This window comes from Sphingomonas sp. BL-S-29 (assembly GCF_055521495.1).
Window position 1 is genome coordinate 326,104 of record NZ_CM145482.1, and the last position, 24,925, is coordinate 351,028.

The 24,925-nt window shown below is 67.3% G+C and carries 27 protein-coding genes; 16 read left to right on the forward strand and 11 right to left on the reverse strand.

Going from position 1 to position 24,925, the window contains the following annotated elements:
- Nucleotides 1-999 (reverse strand): ligase-associated DNA damage response exonuclease, encoded by a 999-nt coding sequence (locus ACZ1I2_RS01505; RefSeq protein WP_465171359.1) that lies wholly within the window; start codon nucleotides 997-999, stop codon nucleotides 1-3.
- 110 nt (nucleotides 1,000-1,109) lie between these two features.
- On the opposite strand from ACZ1I2_RS01505, the gene ACZ1I2_RS01510 reads away from it, so the two are divergent.
- From ACZ1I2_RS01510 to ACZ1I2_RS01525, 4 genes are all read left to right on the forward strand, one after another.
- The gene (locus ACZ1I2_RS01510) at nucleotides 1,110-3,443 is read left to right on the forward strand and encodes a ligase-associated DNA damage response DEXH box helicase (RefSeq protein ID WP_465181676.1); all 2,334 of its coding nucleotides are present in this window, start codon (nucleotides 1,110-1,112) and stop codon (nucleotides 3,441-3,443) included.
- 77 nt (nucleotides 3,444-3,520) lie between these two features.
- Entirely contained in the window at nucleotides 3,521-4,444 is a 924-nt protein-coding gene (locus tag ACZ1I2_RS01515; RefSeq protein ID WP_465181558.1) for a retroviral-like aspartic protease family protein, read from the forward strand.
- Nucleotides 4,445-4,484: 40 nt separating this feature from the next.
- A complete protein-coding gene (locus tag ACZ1I2_RS01520; protein ID WP_465175342.1) occupies nucleotides 4,485-5,447 on the forward strand; it encodes an aspartyl protease family protein in 963 nt (320 codons plus the stop codon).
- A gap of 78 nt (nucleotides 5,448-5,525) precedes the next feature.
- On the forward strand, nucleotides 5,526-6,887 hold the full coding sequence (locus tag ACZ1I2_RS01525; RefSeq protein WP_465181559.1) for a M20/M25/M40 family metallo-hydrolase: 1,362 nt from the start codon (nucleotides 5,526-5,528) through the stop codon (nucleotides 6,885-6,887).
- Nucleotides 6,888-6,890: 3 nt separating this feature from the next.
- Here ACZ1I2_RS01525 and ACZ1I2_RS01530 read toward each other — a convergent pair whose 3' ends face one another.
- On the reverse strand, nucleotides 6,891-8,774 hold the full coding sequence (locus tag ACZ1I2_RS01530) for a potassium transporter Kup (protein ID WP_465175341.1): 1,884 nt from the start codon (nucleotides 8,772-8,774) through the stop codon (nucleotides 6,891-6,893).
- Between the two features lie 171 nt (nucleotides 8,775-8,945).
- Between ACZ1I2_RS01530 and pdeM the strand changes: the two genes are divergently transcribed.
- Both pdeM and ACZ1I2_RS01540 read left to right on the forward strand, forming a co-directional pair.
- Nucleotides 8,946-9,605, forward strand: coding sequence for a ligase-associated DNA damage response endonuclease PdeM (pdeM, locus tag ACZ1I2_RS01535; protein ID WP_465175340.1), 660 nt, complete (start codon nucleotides 8,946-8,948; stop codon nucleotides 9,603-9,605).
- Nucleotides 9,606-9,685: 80 nt separating this feature from the next.
- The gene (locus ACZ1I2_RS01540) at nucleotides 9,686-10,111 is read left to right on the forward strand and encodes a DUF5990 family protein (protein WP_465175339.1); all 426 of its coding nucleotides are present in this window, start codon (nucleotides 9,686-9,688) and stop codon (nucleotides 10,109-10,111) included.
- Between the two features lie 5 nt (nucleotides 10,112-10,116).
- On the opposite strand, the gene msrA is transcribed toward ACZ1I2_RS01540, so the two are convergent.
- From msrA to pabB, 4 genes are all read right to left on the reverse strand, one after another.
- Nucleotides 10,117-10,776: a peptide-methionine (S)-S-oxide reductase MsrA gene (gene msrA, locus ACZ1I2_RS01545; RefSeq protein ID WP_465177197.1), complete on the reverse strand. Its 660-nt coding sequence runs from the start codon at nucleotides 10,774-10,776 to the stop codon at nucleotides 10,117-10,119.
- 64 nt (nucleotides 10,777-10,840) lie between these two features.
- On the reverse strand, nucleotides 10,841-10,984 hold the full coding sequence (locus ACZ1I2_RS01550; protein ID WP_465175338.1) for a hypothetical protein: 144 nt from the start codon (nucleotides 10,982-10,984) through the stop codon (nucleotides 10,841-10,843).
- A gap of 116 nt (nucleotides 10,985-11,100) precedes the next feature.
- Nucleotides 11,101-12,300 (reverse strand): pyridoxal phosphate-dependent aminotransferase, encoded by a 1,200-nt coding sequence (locus tag ACZ1I2_RS01555; protein WP_465175337.1) that lies wholly within the window; start codon nucleotides 12,298-12,300, stop codon nucleotides 11,101-11,103.
- Nucleotides 12,301-12,332: 32 nt separating this feature from the next.
- Entirely contained in the window at nucleotides 12,333-14,126 is a 1,794-nt protein-coding gene (pabB, locus tag ACZ1I2_RS01560; protein WP_465171350.1) for an aminodeoxychorismate synthase component I, read from the reverse strand.
- Nucleotides 14,127-14,273: 147 nt separating this feature from the next.
- On the opposite strand from pabB, the gene ACZ1I2_RS01565 reads away from it, so the two are divergent.
- A complete protein-coding gene (locus ACZ1I2_RS01565; RefSeq protein WP_465175336.1) occupies nucleotides 14,274-14,933 on the forward strand; it encodes an MBL fold metallo-hydrolase in 660 nt (219 codons plus the stop codon).
- 46 nt (nucleotides 14,934-14,979) lie between these two features.
- Here ACZ1I2_RS01565 and ACZ1I2_RS01570 read toward each other — a convergent pair whose 3' ends face one another.
- Nucleotides 14,980-15,420 (reverse strand): MAPEG family protein, encoded by a 441-nt coding sequence (locus ACZ1I2_RS01570; protein ID WP_465171348.1) that lies wholly within the window; start codon nucleotides 15,418-15,420, stop codon nucleotides 14,980-14,982.
- A gap of 201 nt (nucleotides 15,421-15,621) precedes the next feature.
- Between ACZ1I2_RS01570 and rpmF the strand changes: the two genes are divergently transcribed.
- The 5 genes from rpmF to ACZ1I2_RS01595 all read left to right on the forward strand — a co-directional run bounded on the left by rpmF (nucleotide 15,622) and on the right by ACZ1I2_RS01595 (nucleotide 18,592).
- Nucleotides 15,622-15,801, forward strand: a complete 180-nt coding sequence (gene rpmF / locus ACZ1I2_RS01575; RefSeq protein ID WP_272623741.1) for a 50S ribosomal protein L32 — start codon at nucleotides 15,622-15,624, stop codon at nucleotides 15,799-15,801.
- Between the two features lie 29 nt (nucleotides 15,802-15,830).
- A complete protein-coding gene (gene plsX, locus ACZ1I2_RS01580; protein WP_465171347.1) occupies nucleotides 15,831-16,862 on the forward strand; it encodes a phosphate acyltransferase PlsX in 1,032 nt (343 codons plus the stop codon).
- Nucleotides 16,859-17,821 (forward strand): beta-ketoacyl-ACP synthase III, encoded by a 963-nt coding sequence (locus ACZ1I2_RS01585; RefSeq protein WP_465175335.1) that lies wholly within the window; start codon nucleotides 16,859-16,861, stop codon nucleotides 17,819-17,821. The genes plsX and ACZ1I2_RS01585 overlap by 4 nt, the downstream gene beginning before the upstream one ends.
- 101 nt (nucleotides 17,822-17,922) lie before the next feature.
- Entirely contained in the window at nucleotides 17,923-18,222 is a 300-nt protein-coding gene (locus ACZ1I2_RS01590) for an integration host factor subunit alpha (protein WP_465171345.1), read from the forward strand.
- 7 nt (nucleotides 18,223-18,229) lie between these two features.
- Nucleotides 18,230-18,592: a MerR family transcriptional regulator gene (locus tag ACZ1I2_RS01595; protein ID WP_465171344.1), complete on the forward strand. Its 363-nt coding sequence runs from the start codon at nucleotides 18,230-18,232 to the stop codon at nucleotides 18,590-18,592.
- Between the two features lie 116 nt (nucleotides 18,593-18,708).
- Here the strand turns inward: ACZ1I2_RS01595 and ACZ1I2_RS01600 are convergent, their stop codons facing one another.
- The 3 genes from ACZ1I2_RS01600 to ACZ1I2_RS01610 all read right to left on the reverse strand — a co-directional run bounded on the left by ACZ1I2_RS01600 (nucleotide 18,709) and on the right by ACZ1I2_RS01610 (nucleotide 19,540).
- Entirely contained in the window at nucleotides 18,709-18,897 is a 189-nt protein-coding gene (locus ACZ1I2_RS01600; protein WP_465175334.1) for a hypothetical protein, read from the reverse strand.
- Between the two features lie 67 nt (nucleotides 18,898-18,964).
- Nucleotides 18,965-19,123, reverse strand: a complete 159-nt coding sequence (locus ACZ1I2_RS01605) for a hypothetical protein (RefSeq protein ID WP_465175333.1) — start codon at nucleotides 19,121-19,123, stop codon at nucleotides 18,965-18,967.
- A 261-nt stretch (nucleotides 19,124-19,384) separates the two neighbouring features.
- The gene (locus ACZ1I2_RS01610) at nucleotides 19,385-19,540 is read right to left on the reverse strand and encodes a hypothetical protein (protein WP_465171341.1); all 156 of its coding nucleotides are present in this window, start codon (nucleotides 19,538-19,540) and stop codon (nucleotides 19,385-19,387) included.
- 213 nt (nucleotides 19,541-19,753) lie between these two features.
- Between ACZ1I2_RS01610 and ACZ1I2_RS01615 the strand changes: the two genes are divergently transcribed.
- The 4 genes from ACZ1I2_RS01615 (at nucleotide 19,754) to ACZ1I2_RS01630 (ending at nucleotide 24,066) form a co-directional block, all read left to right on the forward strand.
- Complete coding sequence (locus tag ACZ1I2_RS01615; RefSeq protein ID WP_465171340.1) at nucleotides 19,754-21,589, forward strand: asparagine synthase-related protein; 1,836 nt, start codon at nucleotides 19,754-19,756, stop codon at nucleotides 21,587-21,589.
- The gene (locus ACZ1I2_RS01620; protein ID WP_465175332.1) at nucleotides 21,586-22,467 is read left to right on the forward strand and encodes a hypothetical protein; all 882 of its coding nucleotides are present in this window, start codon (nucleotides 21,586-21,588) and stop codon (nucleotides 22,465-22,467) included. Before ACZ1I2_RS01615 ends, ACZ1I2_RS01620 begins: the two co-directional genes overlap by 4 nt.
- Before the next feature lie 73 nt (nucleotides 22,468-22,540).
- On the forward strand, nucleotides 22,541-22,837 hold the full coding sequence (locus tag ACZ1I2_RS01625) for a PqqD family protein (RefSeq protein WP_465171338.1): 297 nt from the start codon (nucleotides 22,541-22,543) through the stop codon (nucleotides 22,835-22,837).
- Between the two features lie 5 nt (nucleotides 22,838-22,842).
- On the forward strand, nucleotides 22,843-24,066 hold the full coding sequence (locus ACZ1I2_RS01630) for a nucleotidyltransferase family protein (RefSeq protein ID WP_465171337.1): 1,224 nt from the start codon (nucleotides 22,843-22,845) through the stop codon (nucleotides 24,064-24,066).
- A 54-nt stretch (nucleotides 24,067-24,120) separates the two neighbouring features.
- Here ACZ1I2_RS01630 and ACZ1I2_RS01635 read toward each other — a convergent pair whose 3' ends face one another.
- Nucleotides 24,121-24,813, reverse strand: a complete 693-nt coding sequence (locus ACZ1I2_RS01635; RefSeq protein ID WP_465175331.1) for a TetR/AcrR family transcriptional regulator — start codon at nucleotides 24,811-24,813, stop codon at nucleotides 24,121-24,123.
- Nucleotides 24,814-24,925: the final 112 nt, after the last annotated feature.

Sequence of the window (24,925 nt, forward strand, 5' to 3'; positions counted from 1 at the left end):
TCAGTCGTCCTCGTCCTCATAGCCGAGCAGCGCCAGCGCCCGCGCCTTGATCTGGCGGGTCATGCACCAATGGACCAGCGCCTCTTCCCGGCCATGCGTGACCCAGACTTCCCGGGGCGCGATCTCGGTCAGCGTGTCGGTCAGCTCGTCCCAGTCGGCATGGTCGGAGAGGATCAGCGGCAGTTCGACATTGCGCTGCACCGCGCGCTGGCGAACACGCATCCAGCCCGAGGCCATGGCGGTGATCGGATCGGGCAGCCGGCGCGACCAGCGATCGTTGAGCGCGCCGGGCGGTGCCATGACGATCCGGCCCTTGAGTTCGGCCTTGGGCACCCCCGTCGCTGGGCGCAGCTCGCCGAGCGCGACGCCGTGCGCGACATAGAGATCGCACAGCCGCTGAAGCGCGCCGTGGAGATAGATCGGATCGTCGAACCCCCGCGCGCGCAACTCGGCGATCACGCGCTGCGCCTTGCCCAAAGCATAGGCGCCGACCAGCACGCAGCGATCGGGATTGGCGTGGAGCGCGGCAGTGAGCTTGTCGATCTCGTCGCCGGTATCGGGGTGGCGGAACACCGGCAGGCCGAAGGTCGCCTCGGTGACGAACACGTCGCAGGCGACCGGCTCGAACGGCGCGCAGGTCGGGTCGGGGCGGCGCTTGTAATCACCCGAGACGACGATGGTCTCGCCGCGATGCTCGAGCACGATCTGCGCCGAGCCCAGGACATGGCCGGCGGGCACGAAGCGGATATCGACCTCGCCCAAACGCATCGACTCGCCATAGGCGACCGGGTGGCCGGCCTGGGGGCCGTAGCGCGTCTCCATGATCGCCAGCGTCTCGGGCGTGGCCCAGACCGCCTCATGGCCGCCGCGCGCGTGATCGGCATGGCCGTGGGTGACGAGCGCCTTGGGCGTGGGGCGCGAGGGATCGATCCACGCATCGGCGGGCTTCACATAGATGCCGTGGGGTTGCGGATCGATCCAGTCGCCGAGTTTCGCCATCGTGCCTATATGGATGGGATGACCTTGAGTTCCCAGTGACGGATCTTCCCGCCCCCCTTGCCAACTGGTTCGCGACGCGTGGCTGGGCGCCGCGGAGCCATCAGCTCGACATGCTCGAGGTCGGCCGCGCGGGGCGGCACGGGCTGCTGGTCGCGACGACCGGCGCGGGCAAGACGCTGGCCGGTTTCCTGCCGACCTTGGCAGAGCTGATCGAATCGCCGACCGAGGGCCTGCACACGCTGTACGTCTCGCCGCTCAAGGCGCTGGCAGTCGACGTGCAGCGCAATCTGCTGACGCCGGTCGAGGAGATGGGCCTCGACATCCGCATCGAGACGCGCACCGGCGACACCTCGAGCGACCGCAAGGCGCGCCAGCGCGTCCGCCCGCCGCAGATCCTGCTGACCACGCCCGAATCGCTCAGCCTGTTGCTGTCCTATCCCGACAGCATGCTGATGTTCGAGGGGCTGAAGACGATCGTGGTCGACGAAGTGCACGCGTTCGCCACGGGCAAGCGCGGCGACCTGCTCTCCTTGTGCATGGCGCGGCTGCAGCGGCTTGCGCCGGGGCTGCGCCGGGTGGCGCTGTCCGCCACCGTCGCCGATGCCGATGGCTATCGCGCCTGGCTCGCGCCCGACGGCGATATCGACCAGGTGACGCTGGTGCAGGGCGAGCCCGGCGCCGACCCCGACATCGCCATCCTGCTGCCCGAGGGCCGGGTGCCCTGGGCCGGGCATTCGGGGCGCTATGCCGCCGAGCAGGTGATGGCCGAGATCGAGACGCACAAGACCTCGATCGTGTTCTGCAACACCCGCAGCCTGGCCGAGCTGATCTTCCAGGACCTGTGGAAGGTCAACGAGCTGCAGCTGCCGATCGGCATCCATCACGGCAGCCTGTCGCTCGAGGCGCGGCGCAAGGTCGAGGGCGCGATGGCGGCGGGCAAGCTGCGCGCGCTGGTGGCGACCGCCAGCCTCGATCTCGGGGTCGACTGGGGCGATGTCGATTGCGTGATCCAGATGGGGGCGCCCAAGGGATCGTCGCGGCTGCTGCAGCGCATCGGCCGCTCCAACCACCGGCTCGACGAAGCCTCGGAAGCCGTGATCGTGCCGGGCAACCGCTTCGAATATCTCGAGGCGCGCGCCGCGCTCGATGCGGTGGTGGCGGGCGAGCTCGATCCTGACATCTTCCGCGCCGGTGCGCTCGACGTGCTCGCGCAGCATATCATGGCCTGTGCCTGCGCCGCGCCCTTCCGGCAGGAGGAGATGCTCGACGAAGTGCGATCCGCCCTGCCCTATTCGGCACTCGATACCGAGACGTTCGAGCGCGTGCTCGGCTTCATCCGCGACGGCGGCTATGCGCTGAAGGCCTATGAGAAGTTCAAGCGCCTGACTCAGGACAAGGACGGGACCTGGCGGGTCAGCCACCCCAGCTTCGTCGCCCAGCACCGGCTCAACGCCGGCATCATCGTCGAGGCGACGATGCTGACGGTGCGGTTCCGCAACGGCCGCACGCTCGGCAAGGTCGAAGAGGCCTTTGCCGCCTCGATGCGCCACGGCGACACCTTCTTTTTCGCGGGCATGAGCCTGGAGGTGGAGAAGATCGATACCGAGGATCTGATCGTGCGCGCCACGTCCCGGCCGGCCCGTATCCCGACCTATGGCGGCGCGCGCATGCCGATCTCGACCAACCTCGCCGACCGGGTGCGCGGCTTCCTGGCCGACCCCGCGGAGTGGCCGCGCTTTCCGGCGGATGTGCGCGAATGGCTCGAGGTTCAGTCGTACCGCTCGAAGCTGCCGACGCCGGGGCAGCTGCTGGTCGAGACCTTCCCGCGCGAGGGGCGGCACTACATGGTCGTCTACAGCTTCGAAGGGTGGAACGCGCATCAGTCGCTCGGCATGCTGCTGACGCGGCGGATGGAGACCCAGGGGTACAAGCCGCTCGGCTTCGTCGCGTCGGATTATTCGATCGCCTGCTATTCGCTCGACCCCGTGACCGATCCCGCCGCCCTGCTCTCGCCCGACATATTGGAGGACGAGTTCGTCGACTGGGTGCAGAGCTCGGCGCTGCTCAAGCGCGCCTTTCGCGAGGTCGCGGTGATCGGCGGGCTGGTCGAGCGCCAGCATCCGGGCAAGCGCAAGACCGGCAAGCAGGTCACTTTCTCGACTGACCTGATCTACGATGTGCTGCGCAAATATGAGCCGAGCCACTTGCTGCTCCAGGCCGCCTGGGCGGATGCGCGCGCCAAGATGACCGATGTCGGCCGCCTGGCCGACCTGCTCGACCGCGCGGCGGAAACGATGCTGCATGTCGATCTCGACCGCGTCTCGCCGCTTGCCGTGCCGGTGCTGACCCTGATCGGGCGGGAACGCATCGCGATGGGGCTGGCCGACGACGCGCTGCTGATCGAAGCCGAGTCGCTGGCGGCGGAGGCAATGCGGCTGGAGTGATCTCGTCCGCTGAACGTCCCGTTTTTGCGGTCGAATAGCCCCTTGTTGAAGGTCCGCAACGGGCGTAACCTTGTCTCATGCGCGGAATAACCGCCCTTGCCATCGCTATCTCGGCCGCCGCCCCAGGGGCGTTGCCTGCGCGACAGGGCGAGCTCCCTCGGGCGCCAACCGAAACCACCCTCGCCTTCGACGATTCGGCCGAGCGGATGACGGTGCCGGTCACCATCGGCGCCACCGGGCCCTATTCCTTCATCATCGATACCGGCGCCGAGCGCACGGTGATCTCGCGCGAGCTCGCTGCCACGCTCGGCCTGTCGCGGGGCCCGGACGTGCGGATGACCGCGATGACCGGCACGAGCAATGTCGGCACGGTGGTGATCCCGTCGCTCAACGTCAGCAATATCGCGAGCCAGCCGATCGAGGCGCCAGCGCTCTATTCAGCGCATCTCGGCGCGCCGGGCATGCTCGGCATCGACACGCTGAGCGGCCATGCGCTGTCGATCGATTTCGAGACCAACCGTATGACCGTGCGGCCATCGACCAAGCGCAACCGCCCGACGGTCAGCAATGGCGACATCGTGGTTCGCGCAAGGAGCCTGTACGGCCAGCTGATCGTCACCCAGGCCTATTACAAGGGCCGGCGGGTCAGCGTGATCATCGACACCGGATCCTCGGTCAGCATGGGCAATTCGGCGTTGCGCGCGCGGATGCGCAGCGAGCTGAAGACGCCGCTGCCGATCACGCTGACCAGCGTGACGGGCGATACGCTGGTCGCCGACTATACCCAGGCGACCCGCCTCGACATCGGCGGCGTCACCTTCAACCATCTGCCGATCGCCTTTGCCGATGTCGCGCCGTTCCGCCGGTTCGGCCTGACCGACCAGCCCGCCTTGTTGCTCGGCATGGATGCGCTGCGCCTGTTCCGGAAGGTCGATGTCGATTTCGCCAATCGCGAGGTCCGGTTCGCGCTGCCCAAGGGCTATCGCTACAATGGCTTTTGAGCCGCCTGCCAGTCCTCGCAGGGGCGGATACGCGTGGGGCGTGCGCCGGCTGATCTTTCCGCTCCTCGCCATCACCGCCGCGTCGCCCGGCGCCTCCGTCGCGCAGGACCCGGACGCGCCGCCGCCACCGCAGAAGGTGACGGTCCTCGACTTTGCCAACATGCAGGACCGGATGACCGTTCCCGTCTCGATCGGCAGCGACGGCCCCTATCATTTCGTCGTCGACACCGGCGCGCAGCGCACCGTCATCTCGCGCGAGCTCGCCAGCCGCCTGGGCCTGGTACCGGGCAAGAATGTCCGTCTCACCGCGATGACCGGATCGGCCGATGTCGGTACCGTCATGATCCCGATGCTGAGCGTGAGCACGATCGCCGGATCCAGCATCGAGGCGCCATCGCTCGAATCGCGCAATCTCGGCGCGCCCGGCATGCTCGGGCTGGATACGCTGCAAGGCCATGCGCTGACGATCGACTTCATCAAGGACGTGATGACGCTGAGCCCATCGACCAGACGCAAAAGGAGCCTTGCCCCGAGGCAAGGCGAAGTCGTGGTGCGCGGCAAGGATCTCTATGGCGAGCTGATCGTCGCCGATGCGAAATATCGCGGCCGCAAGGTCAAGGTGATCCTCGACACCGGGTCCGGCCTGACCATGGGCAATATGGCGCTCCAGCGCCTCGTCGCGCGCACCAGCAAGCTGGTCCGGCCGATCTCCTTATGGGGCGTGACCGGCGAAGCGATGGTCGCCGACTATACGCAGATCGACAAGGTCGATTTTGCCGGCATCACCTTCTCGCATCTGCCGGTCGCCTTTTCGGATGCCGAGCCGTTCCGCCATTTCGGCCTGCTCGACGAGCCAGCCCTGCTGCTCGGCATGGATTCACTGCGCCTGTTCGAGAAAGTGAAGATCGATTTCCCGAATCGCGAAGTCCGGCTGATGGTCACCGCCAACCGCGCCGCGACGGCGGGCGTGTCGCCCTTGGACTCGATACCGCTTGGGCGCTAAGCTCGCCCCTGCATCATCCAGCGGGGGGTCAAGGCAATTCATCGACTGCAATTCCTGTGCACGGCGGCCGCGATCGCCGTGCTGCCCGTCAGCGCCTCAGCCCAGACGCTCCGTCCCGACCAGCAGGCGTTCTTCGGGCTCTACAAGGAGCTAATCGAGACCAACACGACCCTGTCCTCGGGCAGTTGTACCCAGGCCGCGGCGCAGATCGGCGCGCGGCTGAAGGCAGCGGGCTTCGCCGACAGCGACATCACCACTTTCTCGGTGCCGGACCATCCCAAGGATGGCGGCATCGTCGCCGTGCTGGCCGGATCGGACAAAAAGGCCAGGCCGATGCTGCTGCTCGGCCATCTCGACGTGGTCGAGGCGAAGCGCGAAGATTGGGTGCGCGACCCGTTCAAGCTGGTCGAGGAAGACGGCTATTATTATGCGCGCGGCACGGTCGACGACAAGGCGATGGCGGCAGTGTGGGCAGACAGCCTGATCCGCTTCAAGACCAGCGGCTACAAGCCGAAGCGCACGATCAAGCTTGCGCTCACCTGTGGCGAGGAAACGACCTTCGCGTTCAACGGTGCGCAGTGGCTGGCGGCGAACAAGCCCGACCTGATCGCCGCCGAGTTCGCGCTGAACGAAGGCGGCGGCGGCCGTTACGATCCAGCCGGCAAGCCGCAGCTGCTCGCCATCCAGGTCGGCGAGAAGGCAGCGCAGAACTATACGTTCGAGACGGTCAACCCCGGCGGCCACAGCTCGCAGCCGACCCCCGACAACGCGATCTACGACCTGGCCGATGCGCTGCAGGCAGTGCGCACCTACGAATTCCCGGTCAGGTTCACCGACACCACCCGCGCCTTTTTCGGGGCGACGGCGGCAGCGATGCCGGGGCCGGTGGGCGACGCGATCAAGCGCCTGCTGGCCAATCCCGGTGACAAGGACGCCGATGCGCTGATCAGCCGCGACAAGGCGATGCATTCGACCTTGCGCACGACCTGCGTCGCGACCCTGGTCAATGCCGGCCATGCCGAAAATGCCCTGCCGCAGCGCGCCACCGCCAATATCAATTGCCGCATCTTCCCGGGCGAGACGGTCGAGGCGACCTTCGCCAAGCTGCAGGAACTGGCCGGGCCCAAGGTCAAGGTGACGATCAACCAGCCGATCCGCCCGACCGCGATCCCGCCCTCGCTCGACCCGAAGATCGTCGGCCCGGCCAAGGCGGTCGCCGCCAAATATTTCCCGGGCCTGCCGATGCTGCCGCTGATGTCGACCGGCGCGACCGATGGCATCTTCTTCCAGGCGATCGGCATCCCGGTGTACGGCGCGCCAGGCATTTTCGTCGACACCGACCTGAACGGCATTCACGGCCTGAACGAGCGGATCAGGACCAGATCGCTCTATGAGGGCCGGGACTATCTCTACGATCTGGTCAAGGCGTACGCCGGGTAGACCTCAGACGGTGACTTGCTCGCCCAGCTCGAGCACCTTGCCGGGCGGGATGCGGAGGAAATCGGTCGGGTCGCTGGCGTTGCGCTGCAGGAACATGAAGATGCGGTCCTGCCACATCGGCATGCCCTGGTTGGCGACCGGCTTCAGCGTGTTGCGGCCGATGAAATAGCTGGTCTTGGCCGGGTTGAGCAGCTTCTTCGCGCCCGCTTGTTCGAGGCCGAGATCGCGCGGCACGTCGGGCGATTCCATGAAGCCATAGGTCAGCACGACCGCACAGAAATTATCGTCGATCCGCGTCGTCCTTGCGCGCTCCTCGGGCGGCACGGTCGGCCGGTCGGCGGTGCGGATGCTGACGATCAGGTTGCGTTCGTGAAGCACCTTGTTGTGCTTGAGATTGTGCAACAGCGCGCCGGGCGCGCTTTCCGGATTGGCGGTGAGGAATACCGCCGTGCCCTCGACCCGTTCCGGCGGCCGGCGGCTCAGCGCGGCGGCGAGATCGGCGAGCGGGACGCTCTGGCGCTGCTCGAACGCGCGGACGATGCCGCGCCCGCGCACCCAGGTGTAGATCAGCAACGCGATCATCGCGCCGACGACCAGCGACACCCAGCCGCCCTCGATCACGCGCAGGATGTTCGCGCCGAAGAAGACCGAATCGAGCGCGAAGAAGGGCAGGATCACCGCGATCGCCAGCGGCCGCGACCAGTTCCAGCGGTGCCGCGCGACGATATAGGCAAGGCAGGTGGTGACCACCATCGTACCGGTCACCGCGATGCCGTACGCCGCCGCCATCGACGAGGAGGTGCGGAACTGGATGACCAGCACCAGCACGCCGATCAGCAACAGCCAGTTGATCGAGGGCAGGTAGATCTGCCCCGAATGCCGTGCCGAGGTCTGGCGGATACGCAGGCGCGGAAGCAGGCCGAGCTGGATCGCCTGTTGAGTCAGCGAATAGGCGCCGGTGATCACTGCCTGGCTGGCGATGACCGTCGCCAGAGTGGCGAGCAGCACCAGCCAGGGACGGAAGGCATCGGGCGCCATCAGGAAGAACCAGTCCTGGTTGGCGAAGGCGACGTGATGGGACGACGCCGTTTCCAGCGCGTTGAGCGCGAAGGCGCCCTGGCCGAGATAGTTGAGCATCAGCGCGGGGAAGACCAGGATGAACCAGCCCATCCGGATCGGCGCGGCGCCGAAATGGCCCATGTCGGCCGTCAGTGCTTCGGCGCCCGTGACGGTCAGGAACACCGCGCCGAGCACGAACAGCCCGGTCACGCCGTGAGTCATCAGGAATTCGATGCCGTACCAGGGCGAGGCGACCCGCAGGATCGAGGGCTCGTCCCAGATATGCCACAACCCCATGCCGCCGATCGTCACGAACCACAGGATGCAGACCGGCCCGAACAGTTTCGAGACATGCGCGGTGCCCCGCGCCTGGATCATGAACAGGGCGACCAGGATGGCGATGGTGAGGAGCAGGATGGTGTGCTCGCCGACCAGGGTGCCGGCACCGGGAATGGTCCGCAGCCCTTCCACCGCCGACAGCACCGACAGGGCCGGGGTGATGATCGCGTCGCCATAGAAGAGCGCAGCGCCCGCCGCGCCGAGCACCAGCGCGATCATCGATCGCCGCCCGAGCGCGCGCCTGGCCAGCGCGGTCAGGGCGAGCACGCCGCCCTCGCCCTGATTGTCGGCACGCATCAGGAACAGAACATATTTGAAGGTGACGATGATCGTCAGTGTCCACAGCGCGAGGCTGAGCACGCCAAGGATTTCGCTCGCGTCGATGCCGTCCTGCGCCGACTGGGCCAGCGCTTCGCGAAACGCGTAGAGCGGGCTGGTGCCGATATCGCCGAACACGACGCCGATCGCGCCGATGGTGAGTGCGAGCATCGCCGGATGGGGGCGATGCAGGTGCCCCGATGATTCAGGGACTGAGGACATGTGACTCTGGCCTGCCGAGAAGGACGGCGCGCTTTACGCCTGTTGCGGGGCAGCGCAAGAGGTTTTGTTGCACTGCCGCAAGCCGTTGATTTGGGGAGCCGATCGCTGCATAGCAAGACCATGGTTCCCTTTTCGTTCGCTGGCCACGATCTGCTCGCGCTGCCGCAGGGTGCGCTTTTCTGGCCTGTGCGGCGCGCATTGCTGGTCGCCGACCTGCATTTCGAGAAGGCGAGCTGGTTCGCGATTCGCGGCCAGATGCTGCCCCCTTACGACTCGATCGCCACCCTGACCGCGCTTCGCGCGCTGGCGGTGCAGACCGAAGCGGCCGAGATCTGGTGTCTCGGCGACAGCTTCCACGATTCGGCCGGGTGCGACCGGCTGCCCGCCGATGCACAGGAGATGCTGCGCGCACTCACTCGCGAACGGAGATGGGTCTGGATCACCGGCAATCACGACCGGACGATCGACCGATGCGGCGGCGCGGTGATGGACGACGCGCTGGTCGACGGACTGATGCTGCGCCACGAGGCCGATCCGCGCGAGACAAGGCCCGAGCTGTCAGGGCATTTCCACCCCAAGCTGCGCGTGCGGGTGCGCGGGCGGCAGGTCTCGCGCCGCTGCTTCGTCGCCACGCCGACCAAGCTGATTCTCCCGGCGTTCGGCGCACTGACGGGCGGGCTGGACGCGGATCATCCGGAGATCATCCGCGCCGTGGGCGGCGGCGCCGAGGCGCTGGTGCCGGTCGAGGACAGGCTGTTGCGGTTCCCGCTGGCGGCCTGACATGCTTCTGCTCGAGCGACCCTGAAATGCCGCAACCGGCTCGCCATTGAGGGACGAGCCAGACAGGCTATAAATTCCCGATGCCGAGGACCGACCAGACCGAGATTCGCCTGCGGATCGTCATCGCGCAGCCGGTCGTCGGCGTGCTGCACAGCCTGCAGGCCGGGGACGACCAGCCGCTCGATCCGAAATCTTCCAGGGCGGGCGAGCCTTTGGCGTTCGATTTCCCGATCCGCATCGGGCCGGGCCCCACATTCTTCGGCGACCAGGTCCGGCGCGAGGGACCGGAGCGCCGGTTCGTCTATATCCGCATCGGGCAATTGGCCAGCGACCCGTCCTCGCCCTGGACCCGCCGCATGAAGATCGACATCCACGATATCGGGCAGGATCTGCTGGATCGCGCGGTGAACGGCGGCGGCGTCATCGCAATATCGGTCAACGGGACGGGCAAGGACGGCACGCCCGCATGCGCCACGGTGCGGCCCACGACTCGACGGCTCGCATAGCGCGCTCAGCGCGCCAGGCTTGGAAAACCTGCCTTGAACGCCGCGACCTTGGGCTTGTCCCACCGCACGATATACGGGTGGCCCGGATTCCGGTCGTAGAAATTCTGGTGATAGGCCTCGGCCGGATAGAAGCCGCCTTTTTCCAGCGTCGTCACGATCGGCGCCGGAAACACGCGCGCCTTGCCGAGCTGTGCGATATAGGCGGCGGCCACGGCGCGCTGCTGCGGCGACTGCGGGAAGATCGTCGAGCGATAGCTCGGGCCGGTATCCGGGCCCTGGCGGTTGAGCTGGGTGGGATCATGCGCGATCGAGAAATAGACGCGGAGCAGGGTCGCATAGCTGACCTGGGCCGGATCGAAGACGATCTTCACCGCTTCGGCATGGCGCGTCGTCTCGGTGCTGACCTGATCATAGGTCGCGCTGTTCGCGGTACCGCCGGCATAGCCCGAGGTCACGGCCCGCACGCCCTTCACCCGCTCGAACACGGCCTCCATGCCCCAGAAACAGCCGCCGGCAAGGACGGCGGTCTGGAGCCCGGGCGCTTTCGGCACGTCTTGCGCCGCGACCGGGATCGGCACCGCGCGCTCGGCATTGGCGACGCCACCAGTCAGCGCGGCAAAGGCAACGCCGCCGGCGGCGGCAACGGCTAACAGGGTCTTGAACATGGATCGCCTTTCGATGGGCATCGAGGCGGATATGGGTATTCCCGGCTGAACCGGAAGTGGACGGTCAGGGGCAGATGTGAATCGCCGTCGCCAGATTGTTCACCAGCACCTTGGCCTCGGCGGGCTGGAGGACGAGCAGGCCGACCGCGCCGATCACGAAGCCGCCCGCGAACCGCCAGAAGAAACCATCTCTCAAAATAGTGCGCATCGCATCTACCTTCGTCAGTCCGGGCGTCGAAACGGCGCGGGGTCGACTGACCCCGGGGCCGATTCGTTACGCAGCCAGCTTTTTGCGTCGCCCGGATGAACGAAAGCTGGCTATTCCTATCGTACGGCCGCGCAGGCCGTCTGGATGCGCTCGCAGGCCTCGCGCAGCAGCTCCTCCGAGGTCGCGTAGCTGATCCGCATCGCGGGCGAGAGGCCGAACGCCGCGCCCTGCACCGCCGCCACCTTCGCTTCGTCGAGCAGATAGGCGACCATTGCTTCGTCGGTGTCGATGACCACGCCCTTGGGGGTCGACTTGCCGATCAGCGCCGAGAATTCCGGATAGACGTAGAAGGCACCCTCGGGCCGCGGGCAGGTGATGCCGTTCGCCTGGTTGAGCATCGACACCACCAGATCGCGGCGCGACTGGAACAGCGCGGCGTGATCCTTGAGGAAGCCCTGGTCGCCGGTCAGCGCCGCGACCGAAGCCGCCTGGGCGATCGAGCAGGGATTGGAGGTCGATTGCGACTGGAGCTTGGCCATCGCCTTGATCAGCCAGGGCGCCCCGCCGGCGAAACCGATGCGCCAGCCGGTCATCGCATAGGCCTTGGAGCAGCCGTTCGCGGTCAAGGTGCGCTCGTAGAGCGACGGGCAGACCTGGGCGATGGTGGTGAAGCGGAAATCGTCGAACACGATATGCTCGTACATGTCGTCGGCGAAGATCCAGACATGCGGATGCCGTTCCAGCACCTCGCCCAGCGCCTTCAGCTCGGCCTCGCTATAGGCGGCGCCGGTCGGGTTGGAGGGCGAGTTGATGATGACCCATTTGGTCTTCGGCGTGATCGCCGCCTCGAGCTGTTCGGGACGAAGCTTGTATCCCTGATCGGCACCGGCCGCGACGAACACCGGGGTGCCGCCGGCGAACAGCACGACGTCCGGATAGCTCACCCAATAGGGCGCGGGCACGATCACTTCGTCGCCCGTATCGAGCGTCGCGACCATCGCGTTGAACAGGGTATGCTTGCCGCCGGCGTTGATCGTGATCTGGTCGGGCGTGTAGGTCAGGCCGTTGTCGCGCCGGAACTTGGCGACGACCGCCGCCTTCAGCTCGGGCGTGCCGTCGACATTGGTGTATTTCGTCTTGCCGTCGCGGATCGCCTGGATGCCGGCTTCCTTGATGAATTCGGGCGTGTCGAAATCGGGCTCGCCCGCGCCCAGGCCGATCACGTCGACACCCGCACGTTGCAGCTCCTGCACGCGCGAGGTGATCGCGAGCGTGGGCGAGGGCTTGATTCGAGCGAGCGCGGCGGATGGTTGCATGAATTGGGCGCCTTTGTCTGGAAGCGGCGCGGCTATAGACCCGGGCCGGTTCCGTTCGCAACCGCAACAATGGCGGGAATCAGCCCCCGCAGCGCATTTCCGACAAAAAAGCGACCGGTGAGATCGGCGACGGTCAGATCGCCCTCGATTGCCCGGCCGGTGGCGATCAGCTCGGCGCGCAGCACGCCGGGCAGCAGACCGCGCGCGAGCGGCGGGGTGACGAGCATGCCGTCCTCGCGCTCGACGAAGACCGAGGTGAATCCGCCCTCGGTCAGCCGGCCTTCGGGGTCGAGGAACAGCGAGTCGAAACAGCCGGCCGGTGGCGCGCCGTAAAAGGCGCGGTCGCTGGTCTTGTGGCGCAGCCGGAAATCGGACGGATCGACCGGCAACGGCGCGAGGCCAACCGTGACCGGTTCCGCCGGCGGGGCAGGCATGGGCGAGACCTCGATCGCGACCGCGCCGCTTTTCGCGAGCACCAGCCGGACGCGGCGCGGCTTGCGCAGGCGGAAGGTCGCGGCCTGGAGCTCGTTGCGCACCGCATGGCGATCGAACGGGAAGCCGAACAGCTCGGCACTCGCCTTCATCCGCGCGAGATGGCGTTCGAGCAGCGGTATGCCCGTTTCGGAATCGAACGCCATGGTCTCGATCAGATCGAAGGCGGTGGGGCTGGTCAGGAAATCACCCTTGGCAAGGCACTCGTCCCATTCCTGCTGTGCTTTCGAATCGGCGACGATGCCGCCGCCCACCCCGAATAGCGCCGGCGACACCGCCGCATCGCCGCGCCGGATCGCCAGAGTCCGGATTGCGACGTTGAACATCGCATCACCGTCCGCGTCCAGCCGCCCGATGGCCCCGGTATAGACGCCCCGCGGCGGACTGGCCCGTTCGACCTCGGCGATCGCCTGCATAGCGCGGATCTTCGGCGCTCCCGTCACCGAGCCGCAGGGGAAGAGCGCCGCCAGCACGTCGAGCGCGTCGCGATCCTCGGCCAGATCGGCGGTGACAGTCGAGACCATGGTATGGACGGTCGGATATGTCTCGACCGTGAACAGGGCCGGCACGGCGACGCTGCCCGGCCGGGCGATGCGTGACAGGTCGTTGCGCATCAGATCGACGATCATGAGGTTCTCGGCCCGCTGCTTCGGATCGGCGCTGAGCGCCGCGGCGAGCGCCCGGTCGGCGGCCTGGGTGGCGCCGCGCCTCACGGTGCCCTTCATCGGGCGGCAGGTGAGGCGGCGACCGTCGAGCGCGAAGAACAGCTCGGGCGACAGCGACAGCAGCATGTCCTGCCCGGTGTCGATCACCGCGCCGAATCCGGCGCGCGCGCGGGCGCGGAGCTGCGCGTACAGGGCAAGCGGGTCGCCGGCATGGCGGACGGTCGCGCGGTAGCTGAGATTGACCTGATAGACGTCCCCGGCCGCGATCAGATCGAGCACGCGGGCGAACTGCTCGCCATATCGGACCTGGTCGATCCCCGGCTCGGGCGGAGCGAGCCAGGCGCCGTCGGGATCCGGTAGCAGCGCGGCGACCTCGCCTGGCGCAATCTCCGCATAATCATGGAACAGGCCGAACCAGAGAAGCGGCCGGTCGTCGGTCCGCGGCGCGCCCAGCACCGGTTCGAACGCGGCACCCGCGTCATAGGAGACGAAACCCGCGGCATGGAGGCCCGCATGCCGCGCCGCGCGGAGCGCGTCGAGCGCCGGGAGGACCTCCGCAATCGTCCGTGCCTCCACCACGCGCGCTGGCCGGCGATAGAGCCGCGCGGGCGCGGCTTCCAGTCGGGCATCGTCCAGCAGAACGAAGGGGGCGGTTTCACGGGCAAGCATCAGGGAGCCGCCAAATGCAACCGGGAGGCGGAGACGGCAAGCCCGTGCTTCCCGAAGACGCGGGTAAGACGGCGGTAACTAAAGCCTGCCCGCGGACGCGGATATCCCACGCTTGCCCGCGGACGCGGGCGGGCTTACCTCGACACCATGGCTCTTCCCCCTCTTCGCGCGGCGATCGTCCCGGTCACGCCGCTCCAGCAGAACTGCTCGCTCATCTGGTGTACCGCCACGCTGCGCGGCGCCTTTGTCGATCCGGGCGGCGACCTGCCCAGGCTGCGCGCCGCGGCGACCCAGCACGGCGTGACGATCGAAAAGATCATCCTGACTCACGGCCATATCGACCATTGCGGCGAGGCCAAGCCGCTGGCCGAGGAATATGGCGTGCCGATCGAAGGGCCGCACGAGGCGGACCGTTTCTGGATCGCGCGGCTCGACGAGGACGGCAGGAATTACGGTATTCGCGGCGTCGTGTTCGAGCCGGACCGCTGGCTGGTCGAAGGCGACACGGTGACGGTCGGCGACGTGGTTCTCGACGTCTATCACACGCCCGGCCACACGCCCGGCCATGTCGTCTTCCACCACGCGCCGTCGAAGCTGGCATTGGTCGGCGACGTGCTGTTCCAGGGATCGGTCGGCCGCACCGACTTCCCGCTCGGCAACCATCAGGACCTGTTGCGGTCGATCGTAGAGAAGCTCTGGCCGCTGGGCAACGACACCGCGTTCATCCCGGGCCATGGCCCGGCAAGCAATTTCGGCCATGAGCGGCAGCACAACATGTTCGTCAGCGACCGGGCGATGGCGGCCTGACGATCAGCCCCTCCCCTGAAGGGAAGGGCTCAACGCCAAGGGCTTCTTATCCCGCCGCCGGGACGGTCTCGATCACGGTCGGCTTCGCCTCATGCTTGGCGATCAGCGGCAGGCTGATCGTGTAGAGGCCGAGGCCGAGCAGCAGCAGGAAGGTGACGCCGGTCCCGATCGAGCGGCCATATTTCATGCCGTCCATGCCGAGCGGATGGAGGATGCGGGCGACGAGGAACGCAACGCTCGCCACCCAGAGCCAGGTCGAGCTGCCGGCGGTGAATTCGATCAGCGCGATCAGGATCACGATGAAGGGCGCATATTCCGTGAAGTTCGCCTGGGCGCGCATGCGGCAGATCAGCGCCGCGTCGCCGCCGTCGCCGATGCTGACCTGGGCCTTTTGCCGCACGCCCCCGGTGCGGAGCGCGAGCCACAAGGCGATCAGGGCGGCCGCCCCCGCCGTCGTGAGCGTGATCGGCAGCATGATCGGATTCATTATCTCTCTCCCCCTGAATATGATGCGCGAGCGTGCCAGCCCTTCGCCGTGCTTGCAACGCTCGCCCGAATCGCTATAGGCGCACGCTTCGCGATGCGTCCGGCCGCTGGTGCCTACCGCGGCTGACGGAAGCGTCGGTTGCGTAGGCGTCCCTCCGGGCGTACCGCGCTATTGACCCAGACAAGACAAGGTTTCGCCGAAATGGCCGTCCCCAAGAGAAAGACTTCGCCGTCCAAGCGCGGCATGCGCCGCAGCCACGACTCGCTCAGCATCGACTCCTTCCAGGAGTGTCCGAACTGTGGCGAACTGAAGCGTCCGCATAACCTGTGCGGATCGTGCGGCCATTATAATGGCCGTGAGATCGTCTCGGTCGAAGGCTGAGCCAGACAGTCCAACAGGGGGCCAGCCGCGTGTCGAACAGCTCCCGGATCGCCGTCGACGCGATGGGCGGCGATGAAGGTTTGGCCGTCATGTTGGCCGGCGTCGCGCGTGCGCGCCGGCGCTTCGAGGACATGCGCTTCATCCTGGTCGGGGACGAGGCGCAGATTCGCGAGGGCCTGAAGACTCATCCCAACCTGACCGCGCATAGCGAGATCGTCCACGCCCCCGAGGTCGTCGGATCGAGCGACAAGCCGAGCCAGGCGATTCGCCGCGCCAAGACGACGTCGATGGGCGTCGCCATCGACATGGTGAAGCAGGGCCGCGCCGGCGCCGCCGTATCCTCCGGCAATACCGGCGCGCTGATGGCGATGGCCAAGCTGTCGCTGCGTATGCTGCCCGGGATCGACCGCCCCGCGCTCGCCGCGATGCTGCCGACGCTCGGCGAAAACGACGTGGTCGTGCTCGATCTCGGCGCCAACACGGAATGCGACGCGCGCAACCTCGTCCAGTTCGCCGTCATGGGCGCCGCTTATGCGCGCACCAATCTCGATCTCGAATCACCCCGGGTCGCGCTGCTCAACATCGGCAGCGAGGACCAGAAGGGCACCGAGGAGATTCGCGATGCCGCCCAGGCGCTGCGCGATGCGACTCACCTGCCGATGACCTTCACTGGCTTTATCGAGGGCGACCGGCTGTCGCGCGGCGATGTCGACGTCATCGTGTGCGACGGTTTTTCCGGCAATATCGCGCTGAAGACGGCGGAAGGCACCGCCCGATTCGTCGCCGACCTGCTCAAGCGCGCCTTTCGCAGCTCGACCCGGTCCAAGATCGGGTTCCTGATCTCGAAGCCGGCGACCGAGCTGCTGCGGCACCATCTCGACCCGAACAACCACAATGGCGCGGTCTTTCTGGGCCTGAACGGAATCGTGGTGAAGAGCCATGGCGGCGCCAACGAGCTCGGCGTCGCGACCGCGATCGCCGCGGCCGCCAAGATGGTGCGGGACGACCTGACCCGGCGCATCAGCGAAGACCTGGGGAATTTCGAGGCAAAGGCAGCGTGATTCGATCGATCATCACCGGCACCGGATCAGCGCTGCCCGCGCGCCGCGTGTCGAACGAAGAACTGGCCGAGACCGTGGAGACCTCCGACGAGTGGATCGTCGAGCGCACCGGCATCCGCTTCCGCCATATCGCCGGCCCCGACGAGACGACGGGCACGCTGGCCGCCGACGCGTGCAAGGCAGCGCTGGCCGCAGCCGGCCGCACCGCGCAGGAGATCGACCTGATCGTGCTCGCCACGGCGACGCCCGACCAGACCTTCCCGGCGACCGCCACCAAGGTGCAGGCGATGCTGGGCATCAACGACTGCGTGGCGTTCGACGTCGCGGCGGTCTGTTCCGGCTTCCTCTACGCGGTGCAGGTCGCCGACAGCATGATCCGGGCCGGCGCCGCGCGCCGCGCACTGGTGATCGGCGCCGAGACGTTCAGCCGTATCCTCGACTGGGAAGACCGCACCACCTGCGTGCTGTTCGGCGATGGCGCCGGCGCGATCGTGCTCGAGGGAGAAGAGGGCGATGGCGCGCGCGGCATCCTCGCGACCCGCCTCCACGCCGATGGGCGCCATAACGAACTGCTCTATGTCGATGGCGGCCCTTCCACCACCGGCACCGTCGGCAAGGTGCGGATGAAGGGGCGCGAAGTGTTCCGCCACGCCGTCGTCAATCTGGCCGCGGTGATGACCGAGACACTTGCCGCCGCCGGCCTTGAATCAGCCGATGTCGACTGGGTCGTGCCGCACCAGGCCAATGCCCGGATCCTCGACGCGACCGCGCGCAAGCTCGGGCTCGATCCCGCGCAGGTGGTCGTCACCGTCGACCAGCATGCCAACACCTCGGCAGCCTCGGTGCCGCTTGCGCTCGACACGGCGGTACGCGACGGACGGATCAGGCCGGGCCAGCTGATCGTGCTCGAAGCGATGGGCGGCGGCTTCACCTGGGGCGCCGCCGTCGTCAGGCTATAGCCTATAGGATCGGACGCCGTTCTCAGAGTGTAACAAAGCCCTTTCCGTCCGCTCCCTCATTGTGTTAGGTTAAGTTCTTACCACTCGGGGGAGGGTAGCGAATGGCACCTGCGGGCACGTTGACAAGAGCTGATCTGGCCGAGGCGCTGCACCATCAGGTGGGGCTGTCCCGGGCCGATTCGTCCAAACTGGTCGAGCAGATTCTCGGTCATATGTGCGAAGCGCTGTCGAAGGGCGAGAACGTCAAGATCTCCGGTTTCGGGACCTTCGTGCTGCGCGACAAGGGCGAACGCGTCGGCCGCAACCCCAAGACCGGCGTCGAAGTGCCGATCGCGCCCCGCCGCGTGCTGACTTTCCGCGCCAGTCAAATGATGCGCGACCGCATCGTCAGCGCGGGCTGACCCCATCATGGCCGGCATGCCCGACAAGGCGGCCGGCGCGTTCCGGACGATCGGCGAGCTTTCCAGCGAGACCGGCCTGCCCCAGCATATCCTGCGCTATTGGGAAACGCGCTTTCCGCAGCTCCGGCCGCTGCAGCGCGCCGGCAAGCGCCGCTATTACCGGCCCGAGGATGTCGCGCTGGTGGCGCGGATCAACAGCCTGCTCAACCAGGAAGGCTATACGATCCGCGGCGTGCAGAAGCTGCTGTCCGACGAGCGCAAGCGCGCGCCGGCATCGCCCCGGGCGACCGGCGGCGCGGATATCGACGCGATCCGCTCGGTGCGCGACTCGCTTGCCGACGCGCTGGCGGACGATTCGAGCCGCGCCTGAGCAGGGTCGTTCGATCCAACACGACCCGGCATTTCCGTCCGCTTTTTTCCGCTGTTATGTTGGATTTCGCACCGGATTCGGCGCTGCTTTTCAACGGGTTGAGCGCGCTTTCCCGGTTATCGCGTAACAGCGGAAAAACGGGCGCGGAAAAGCGGAAGAAGAACGATTTCCGCGCGTGAATCGGGCGGAAAACCATCCAACAAAGCTGACGATGAGAAAAAGCGGATCGCGGTTCCGGCCTGAATCCCGACCGTGCCACGCTGCCATGACGATTCGTGGCGTTGAATCGAGCCGCGCGTCATCATGCCGTTGCGCCCGGCGCTACCCTACACCGCGCTCGCATGGGACGGGCCGCCAAAAGCCGCCCCGCGCCTATTCGCCGTCGAACACGGCGGGCATGGCGGGTCCGTCGAACTGCGAGCCGATCTTGCCCAGCGTCGTCTCTTCGATCGCATGGGAGACCAGGGTCGGGCGGTGCCACTCGCGCTGGGTGTCCTGGGCAATCTGGTCGTTGATCTGAACCGTCGGCATTGGCCGTCCCCTTTTCCTGCAGAACGATGCGGGTGCCTGCCACGACGCGACGGCAGCCAGCCCCTTGGCACGAGCCTAAACCATGTTTGTTTTCGGGCATCAAGCACCTCTCCCAGGCACTTGGCCGAGACAGTTACCCGAAAATGCCGTGCCGCGGATATCGAAGCCGCTCAGCCGAAGCTGGCCGCGCGAACCGCCGCTCCGTCCTGATATCCGCCGCGTTCGCACAAGACGGACCGGCCAAAGCCGTCCCGACGCCTGTCAGCCGTCGAACAGGGCGGGCTGGGCGACTCCGTCGAAGTCCGAGCCGAGCTTGCCCAGCGTCGTCTCTTCGATCGCGTGGGAGACCAGGGTCGGGCGGTGCCACGCGCGCTGGGCGTCCCGGGCAATCTCGTCGTTGATCGGAACCGTTGGCATTGGCCTTTTCCCTTTCCTGCAGAACGATGCGCGTGCCTGCCATCACGTGAAGGCAGCCAGCCCCTCGGCACGAGCCTAAATCATGTTTGTTTTCCGGCATCAAGCATGTGCCCCGGGCACCTGGCCAAGACAGTTACCCAAAAATACCGCGCCGCGGATATTGAAGCCCCTTTGCCCTCGCAAGCGCCGAGTCGATCGGCTAGCGCCGCCGCGATGTCAGCGCTCTTCGGCTACTTCCTGCGCAAAGAAACCGGGCTTTCCCAGCGCCCTCGCCTTGAGGCGATCGGCCGCGGACGGCGCGGCGCCCCCGCCTGGGCCGACGCGGCGGTGACACTCTGGGGTACGGCCGTGGCCGATCCGGCCACGCCGCGCGCCATCGTTAGCGACGGTACGGTACACAACCGGCAGGAACTGGCGCACGCGCTCGGCGTCGGTCCGGGCCAGCCATGTGATGCGACACTTTTGCACGCCGCTTTCGCGCGTTGGGGTGCCGCTGCGAGCGTGCGGATCCAGGGCGACTGGAGCGCCGCCATGTGGGACCCGCGCGAGCGCCGCCTGCTGCTCGCACGCGACCGGTTCGGCAGTACCGCGCTCTATTATCACGCCGCGCCGCACATCTTCGCCTTCGCATCGTCGCGCGCCGACCTGCTCGCGCTCGACCTCGCTCCCTCCGTGATCGACGAGTTGTATCTGGCGCAGGTGCTCGTCTCCTGGTTCGCTTATCATGGCGAACGGACCGCGGATCGGTCGATCGCCCGACTACCTCCCGCGCATCACCTGTCCGTGACGCCGGACCGGATCGACAGCCATTGCTATTGGCGGTTGGAGGACACTCCGGAAACGCGCCTGCCGCGGCGCGAAGATTATGCCGCGCGGATGCGCGAACTGCTCGATCAGGCGGTGCGGGACCGCCTGCCGCCGCATGGTGCGGTCGCAGCAACGCTGAGCGGCGGGTTGGATTCCGGCTCCGTAGCGGTGACCGCCGCGCCGATGCTGGCCAGCGACGGGCGCCGGCTATCGGCCTATGTTTCGACACCGGCCCATGATCCACGCCCCTATGTCGGGCAAAGTATCGGCGACGAAGGTGCCCTGGCGTCGGCCACCGCGCGCTCTGGCGGGACGATCGACCTCACGCGGATCGACGCGGCCGACGTCTCTCCGGTCGGCGCGCTGCGCGAGGCACTGGCGATCACGCGCGAACCGGAACACGCGGCCCCCGGATTTTTCTGGATGCTCGAACTGTTCCGCACCGCCGCGCGGGACGGCAACGGCGTGCTGCTGCTCGGCCAGATGGGCAATGGCGGCATGTCGTGGGACGGTGACCCGACATCCATGCCGCTGTGGCGCCAGATGGACCGCGGACGGGCCGTGGAGATGGCGAAGCTGCGGCTGCGGCGCGCGCTGCCCTGGCCCGCCGAGCGCGCCTATCGTCGGCTCCGCGCCCGCCCCGGCCATCCCACCTCGGCGATCCGAAGCGACTTCGCGGACCGGATCCGGCTCGATGAGCAGCGCGGCGACGATCCTTCCGAAGGCCCCTATCTGCCCGCGCTTGCGCAACGCCTCAGACTGATCCGGCCCGGCGCGCTCAAGGCCGGAGCGATGCAGGCCGAGCTTGGCGCGGCCGCGGGCATCGCGATCACTGATCCAACCGCCGACCCGAGACTGCTCGAATTCTGCCTGTCGATCCCCGATTCGGCCTATGTCGATCCCGAGACCGGCATGGGTCGCTGGCTGGTACGCGAGGCGATGAAGGGCCGGCTTCCCGACGAAGTCCGCCTCAACCGCTCGATCGGCCGCCAATCGGGCGATCTGGTCCCACGGCTGCGACAGGTCGCCGGCGATGTCGAAGACGCACTGGCCGAGATCGAGCATGGCCCCGGCGCCGGCTATGTCGATCTGCCAAAGATGCGCGAGGTCTGGCGACTGATGCAGACCGAGGACAGCCGCAGGGCGCTCGACCTTGGCGGAACATTGCTCCTGCGCGGGTTGATGGCCGGACTGTTCGTCAACGGCTTCGGCACTGACTATCGAGGCGGTCGCGACGCATGAGCCACCTCCACCTTGCGCATGGACTGGTGCTGTCGCTGCCCTTCGCGTGCGACGAATTTCCGCGCGCCGCCCCCGGAGCGGTGCCTGATGTCATCGTGCACGAGGGCCCCGTACCGGAGACGCTGATCGACGCGAGGTTCCGCGACCCGGCGCACGAGACGTCGCAGACCCGCTATCTGATGCGGGCCGGCGCGGCCGGACGGTTCCTCGCCGAAGGCGGCACCACCCTCCTTTTCCAGCGCGGACCGCAGTGCGAGGAATCGCTCTTCCGGCACATCCTGCTGAACCCGATGATGGCGGCGTTGCTGCGTCAGCGCGAGATGTTCGTGCTCCATGCCTCGGGCGCGGTGTCGCCGGATGGAGTGGTGTTGCTGTGCGGCGATTCGGGCGCGGGCAAATCGACGACCGCCGCGGCGCTGACCCAGCTTGGCTGGCCGTTGCAGACCGACGATGTCAGCGCACTTCGGCTCGACGGGAAGGATTCGATCGACGTTCCCGCCGGCGCGCGCCACGTCCATCTTTTCGAGGAATCGTCGAAAGCGCTCGACCTGGACACGCGAGGTCTCCCCCGCAATCCGTGGCACCGGATGAAGATGCCGGTGCCGGCGCTTGTCGAACCGGTCAGGCCGCCGCGCAGGCTCCGCCGGATCGTCCATCTCGAATGCGCGCACTCGCCCGGCATAGAGGTCGCGCCGGTGACCGGACGCGGTAAGCTGCCGCTTCTGATGGAGAGCGTCTACGGCCCCTATCTGGCCGAGACGGTCGCGGCGCGCGCGATGCTTGTCGGCCAGGCCCTGCGGAGCGTCGAGATGCTGCGCGTCAGGCGGCCTCGGACGAACTGGACGATGAGCGCGGTGCTCGACGCAATCATGTCATGAATGCTGTGATGACGGGGCGGATTCCCCCGGACACACAGAACCATATGGAAGAATAACCGGGGGTCTTGTCACTATGTCCAGCCAATCGCGGCCGATCGGGCCGGGGACGATCGTCGTGCGCGATTCAGCGCTGCCCGCCACGCCCGTGGACGACGACATCGTCATCCTCAACATCGCGACCGGACGCTATGTCGGGCTCGACGAGATCGGTCGGGACATCTGGGAGCGGATCGCCGAGCCAATCACGGTCGGCGACCTTTGCGCTGCGCTGGCCCCGCGATATCGCGCCGATGCGGACCGGATCGCCAAGGACGTCAGCGCCTTTATCCAGGAGCTGGCCGACGAGGCGCTGATCCGCATCGAGGCCTGAACGTCATGACCCGCCATGACGAGGCAGCCGCGCTGCTCGGCTGCCTGCGCTGGGATGCCGCGGGCGACAGCCGCCTGGCCGCGCTGACACAGGAGGAATGGCCTGGCTTGCTTGCACAGGCCGAGCGGGATGTCGGCCTGTCGCTGCTTGCGCGGCGGCTGCGTCGTGCGTCTCTGCGCCCCCCGGCTCCGGTCGCCGCGCGGCTGCGCGCGCATGGCATGGGGGTGGCGGCGCGGACCATGCAGGCGCGCGCGCTGATCGGCGAGGCCATTGCGGCGACCGGGCGCCCGATGCTGTTGCTCAAGGGCATCGACCTTGCCGACCGGCTCTATGCCAATCCCGGGCACCGCCAGATGGGCGATGTCGACTTCCTCGTCAAAGACGAGGATGCGATGGCCTGTCACGCCTGGCTCATCGCACGCGGTTTCACCGCTGGCGCGGTGCCCGACGACGCGATGCGCGCGATCGACTGGCAACACCATCTGATCTACGCGCCACCGGGCGGATCGGGGCTTCCGTTCGAGCTCCACTGGCGGCTTGCCGGTGGGCGGCTGGACTCTGCGATCGACATGGACGGGGTCTGGTCGCGCAGTCTGCCTCATTCCGCCCTTCCCGACGGCGCACGGGTGATGGCGTCGGAAGATCTGTTCCTGCACCTCTGCCTGCATCTGCAGCACCATGTTTTCGAGGTGCCGCTGACGAGCCTGTGGGATATCGCCGAACTGGCGGACTGCCCCGCCCTGCCGCTTGACTGGCGTGTCATCCAGGAGCGTGCCGCGGCCTGGGGACTGTATGAGACGGTCACGGCGACACTTCACCTCGTCGAGCAAATGCTCGGAGCGCCCATGGCCCGTCACTGGGACAGCGTTCCCGATCCGGCGCTCGCGGCACTGCTGCCCGAGACAGCCGCCTCGCTCGGCAGCTTTCCGGCCATCATGCCCATTGCCGGGGCGCGGCTCGGCCAGGCGCTGGCGAGCGGCGCCGGGTGGCAAGTCCGGGGTGCGGCCCTGCTGCGCGGACTCGTCCCGCCGAGGCTCGAGGTACGGGGTCGTTATGGCAGGCCCGACCAGGGCCTGTGGGGCGACCTGCGTTGCTACGCCATCCGCTTCCGAACGATCTGGCGCAGCAAGCTTGCCGTGCTGTTGTCCTGGGCGAGCGGCAAAGATGACCTGCGCCACTCGATCGACCGGATCAACCGTCTGCGCGATCGTTTCGACCGGCAGCGTTGAGGTCCGGCTCGGCGCGTGCCGGCCGGTGGGTTCAGGGTTGGCGAGGCAGGCTGTCTACCCTCGGGCGACTCCTATGCCCCTGGCGAGCATCTCGGCGACCGAGTCGGCGACCTGATCGGGCGAGGCATCGTCTTCCCACACGCCGTAGCGCAGGCCGAGGAACACGTTCATGCCCATGATCGCCCAGGCATGGACTTCCGACACGTCGGCACGGATTTCGCCGCGCGCCGCCCCCGCCTTGAGCCGGGCGGCGATGCGATCGGCGGTGACCGCATAATGGAGGTGAAAGCTTTCCGGATCGACGAATTCGGATTCGTCGATGATCCGGTAGATTTCCTTGTGGCCGCGCACGAAGGCGATGAACTCGCGGAGACCGGCGCGCTCGGCCGCGATCTGGTCGGGCGCGGCGCGAATCGCCGGGGCGACGAAGTCACGCACCTGATCCGACATGTCGCGCACCAGCGCGCGGAACACCGCGTCCTTCGAATCGAAATAGGTGTAGAAACTGCCCAGCGCGACGCCGGCGCGGCGTGTGATGCCGCTGATCGAGGCCTCGTGGAACCCCTTCTCGCCGAACTCGATCGCGGCGGCGTCCAGGATCGCGCGCAGCGTCTTGCGCCCGCGCTCGGTACGCGGCGCCTTGCCCTCGCTGGCCGCCAGCGCGGTATCGCCCCTTGAAAGACCTGTCTGATCCCTGGCCTCGACGCCAGTCCCGACCGTTGCCGGTTGGCCACGCTCACCCGCCATTTGCGGCTCCCTCCCATTCCCAAGTTGAAACCTGGTTCATGTTTCAGTATAGCGCCTTCGACTGGCGCACAACCCGGTAACAGACCGGGCGCATGCAAGCGGCGCCGCAGGA

Coding starts and splice junctions, on each gene's coding strand:
- ACZ1I2_RS01505 (WP_465171359.1), bottom strand. CDS start 999: ATGGCGAAACTCGGCGACTGGATCGATCCGCAACCCCACGGCATCTAT.
- ACZ1I2_RS01510 (WP_465181676.1), top strand. CDS start 1,110: ATGCTCGAGGTCGGCCGCGCGGGGCGGCACGGGCTGCTGGTCGCGACG.
- ACZ1I2_RS01515 (WP_465181558.1), top strand. CDS start 3,521: ATGCGCGGAATAACCGCCCTTGCCATCGCTATCTCGGCCGCCGCCCCA.
- ACZ1I2_RS01530 (WP_465175341.1), bottom strand. CDS start 8,774: ATGCTCGCACTCACCATCGGCGCGATCGGCGTCGTGTTCGGCGATATC.
- pdeM (WP_465175340.1), top strand. CDS start 8,946: ATGGTTCCCTTTTCGTTCGCTGGCCACGATCTGCTCGCGCTGCCGCAG.
- ACZ1I2_RS01540 (WP_465175339.1), top strand. CDS start 9,686: ATGCCGAGGACCGACCAGACCGAGATTCGCCTGCGGATCGTCATCGCG.
- msrA (WP_465177197.1), bottom strand. CDS start 10,776: ATGTTCAAGACCCTGTTAGCCGTTGCCGCCGCCGGCGGCGTTGCCTTT.
- ACZ1I2_RS01550 (WP_465175338.1), bottom strand. CDS start 10,984: ATGCGCACTATTTTGAGAGATGGTTTCTTCTGGCGGTTCGCGGGCGGC.
- ACZ1I2_RS01555 (WP_465175337.1), bottom strand. CDS start 12,300: ATGCAACCATCCGCCGCGCTCGCTCGAATCAAGCCCTCGCCCACGCTC.
- pabB (WP_465171350.1), bottom strand. CDS start 14,126: ATGCTTGCCCGTGAAACCGCCCCCTTCGTTCTGCTGGACGATGCCCGA.
- ACZ1I2_RS01565 (WP_465175336.1), top strand. CDS start 14,274: ATGGCTCTTCCCCCTCTTCGCGCGGCGATCGTCCCGGTCACGCCGCTC.
- ACZ1I2_RS01570 (WP_465171348.1), bottom strand. CDS start 15,420: ATGAATCCGATCATGCTGCCGATCACGCTCACGACGGCGGGGGCGGCC.
- rpmF (WP_272623741.1), top strand. CDS start 15,622: ATGGCCGTCCCCAAGAGAAAGACTTCGCCGTCCAAGCGCGGCATGCGC.
- ACZ1I2_RS01590 (WP_465171345.1), top strand. CDS start 17,923: ATGGCACCTGCGGGCACGTTGACAAGAGCTGATCTGGCCGAGGCGCTG.
- ACZ1I2_RS01595 (WP_465171344.1), top strand. CDS start 18,230: ATGGCCGGCATGCCCGACAAGGCGGCCGGCGCGTTCCGGACGATCGGC.
- ACZ1I2_RS01600 (WP_465175334.1), bottom strand. CDS start 18,897: ATGATGACGCGCGGCTCGATTCAACGCCACGAATCGTCATGGCAGCGT.
- ACZ1I2_RS01605 (WP_465175333.1), bottom strand. CDS start 19,123: ATGCCGACGGTTCAGATCAACGACCAGATTGCCCAGGACACCCAGCGC.
- ACZ1I2_RS01610 (WP_465171341.1), bottom strand. CDS start 19,540: ATGCCAACGGTTCCGATCAACGACGAGATTGCCCGGGACGCCCAGCGC.
- ACZ1I2_RS01615 (WP_465171340.1), top strand. CDS start 19,754: ATGTCAGCGCTCTTCGGCTACTTCCTGCGCAAAGAAACCGGGCTTTCC.
- ACZ1I2_RS01620 (WP_465175332.1), top strand. CDS start 21,586: ATGAGCCACCTCCACCTTGCGCATGGACTGGTGCTGTCGCTGCCCTTC.
- ACZ1I2_RS01625 (WP_465171338.1), top strand. CDS start 22,541: ATGTCCAGCCAATCGCGGCCGATCGGGCCGGGGACGATCGTCGTGCGC.
- ACZ1I2_RS01630 (WP_465171337.1), top strand. CDS start 22,843: ATGACCCGCCATGACGAGGCAGCCGCGCTGCTCGGCTGCCTGCGCTGG.
- ACZ1I2_RS01635 (WP_465175331.1), bottom strand. CDS start 24,813: ATGGCGGGTGAGCGTGGCCAACCGGCAACGGTCGGGACTGGCGTCGAG.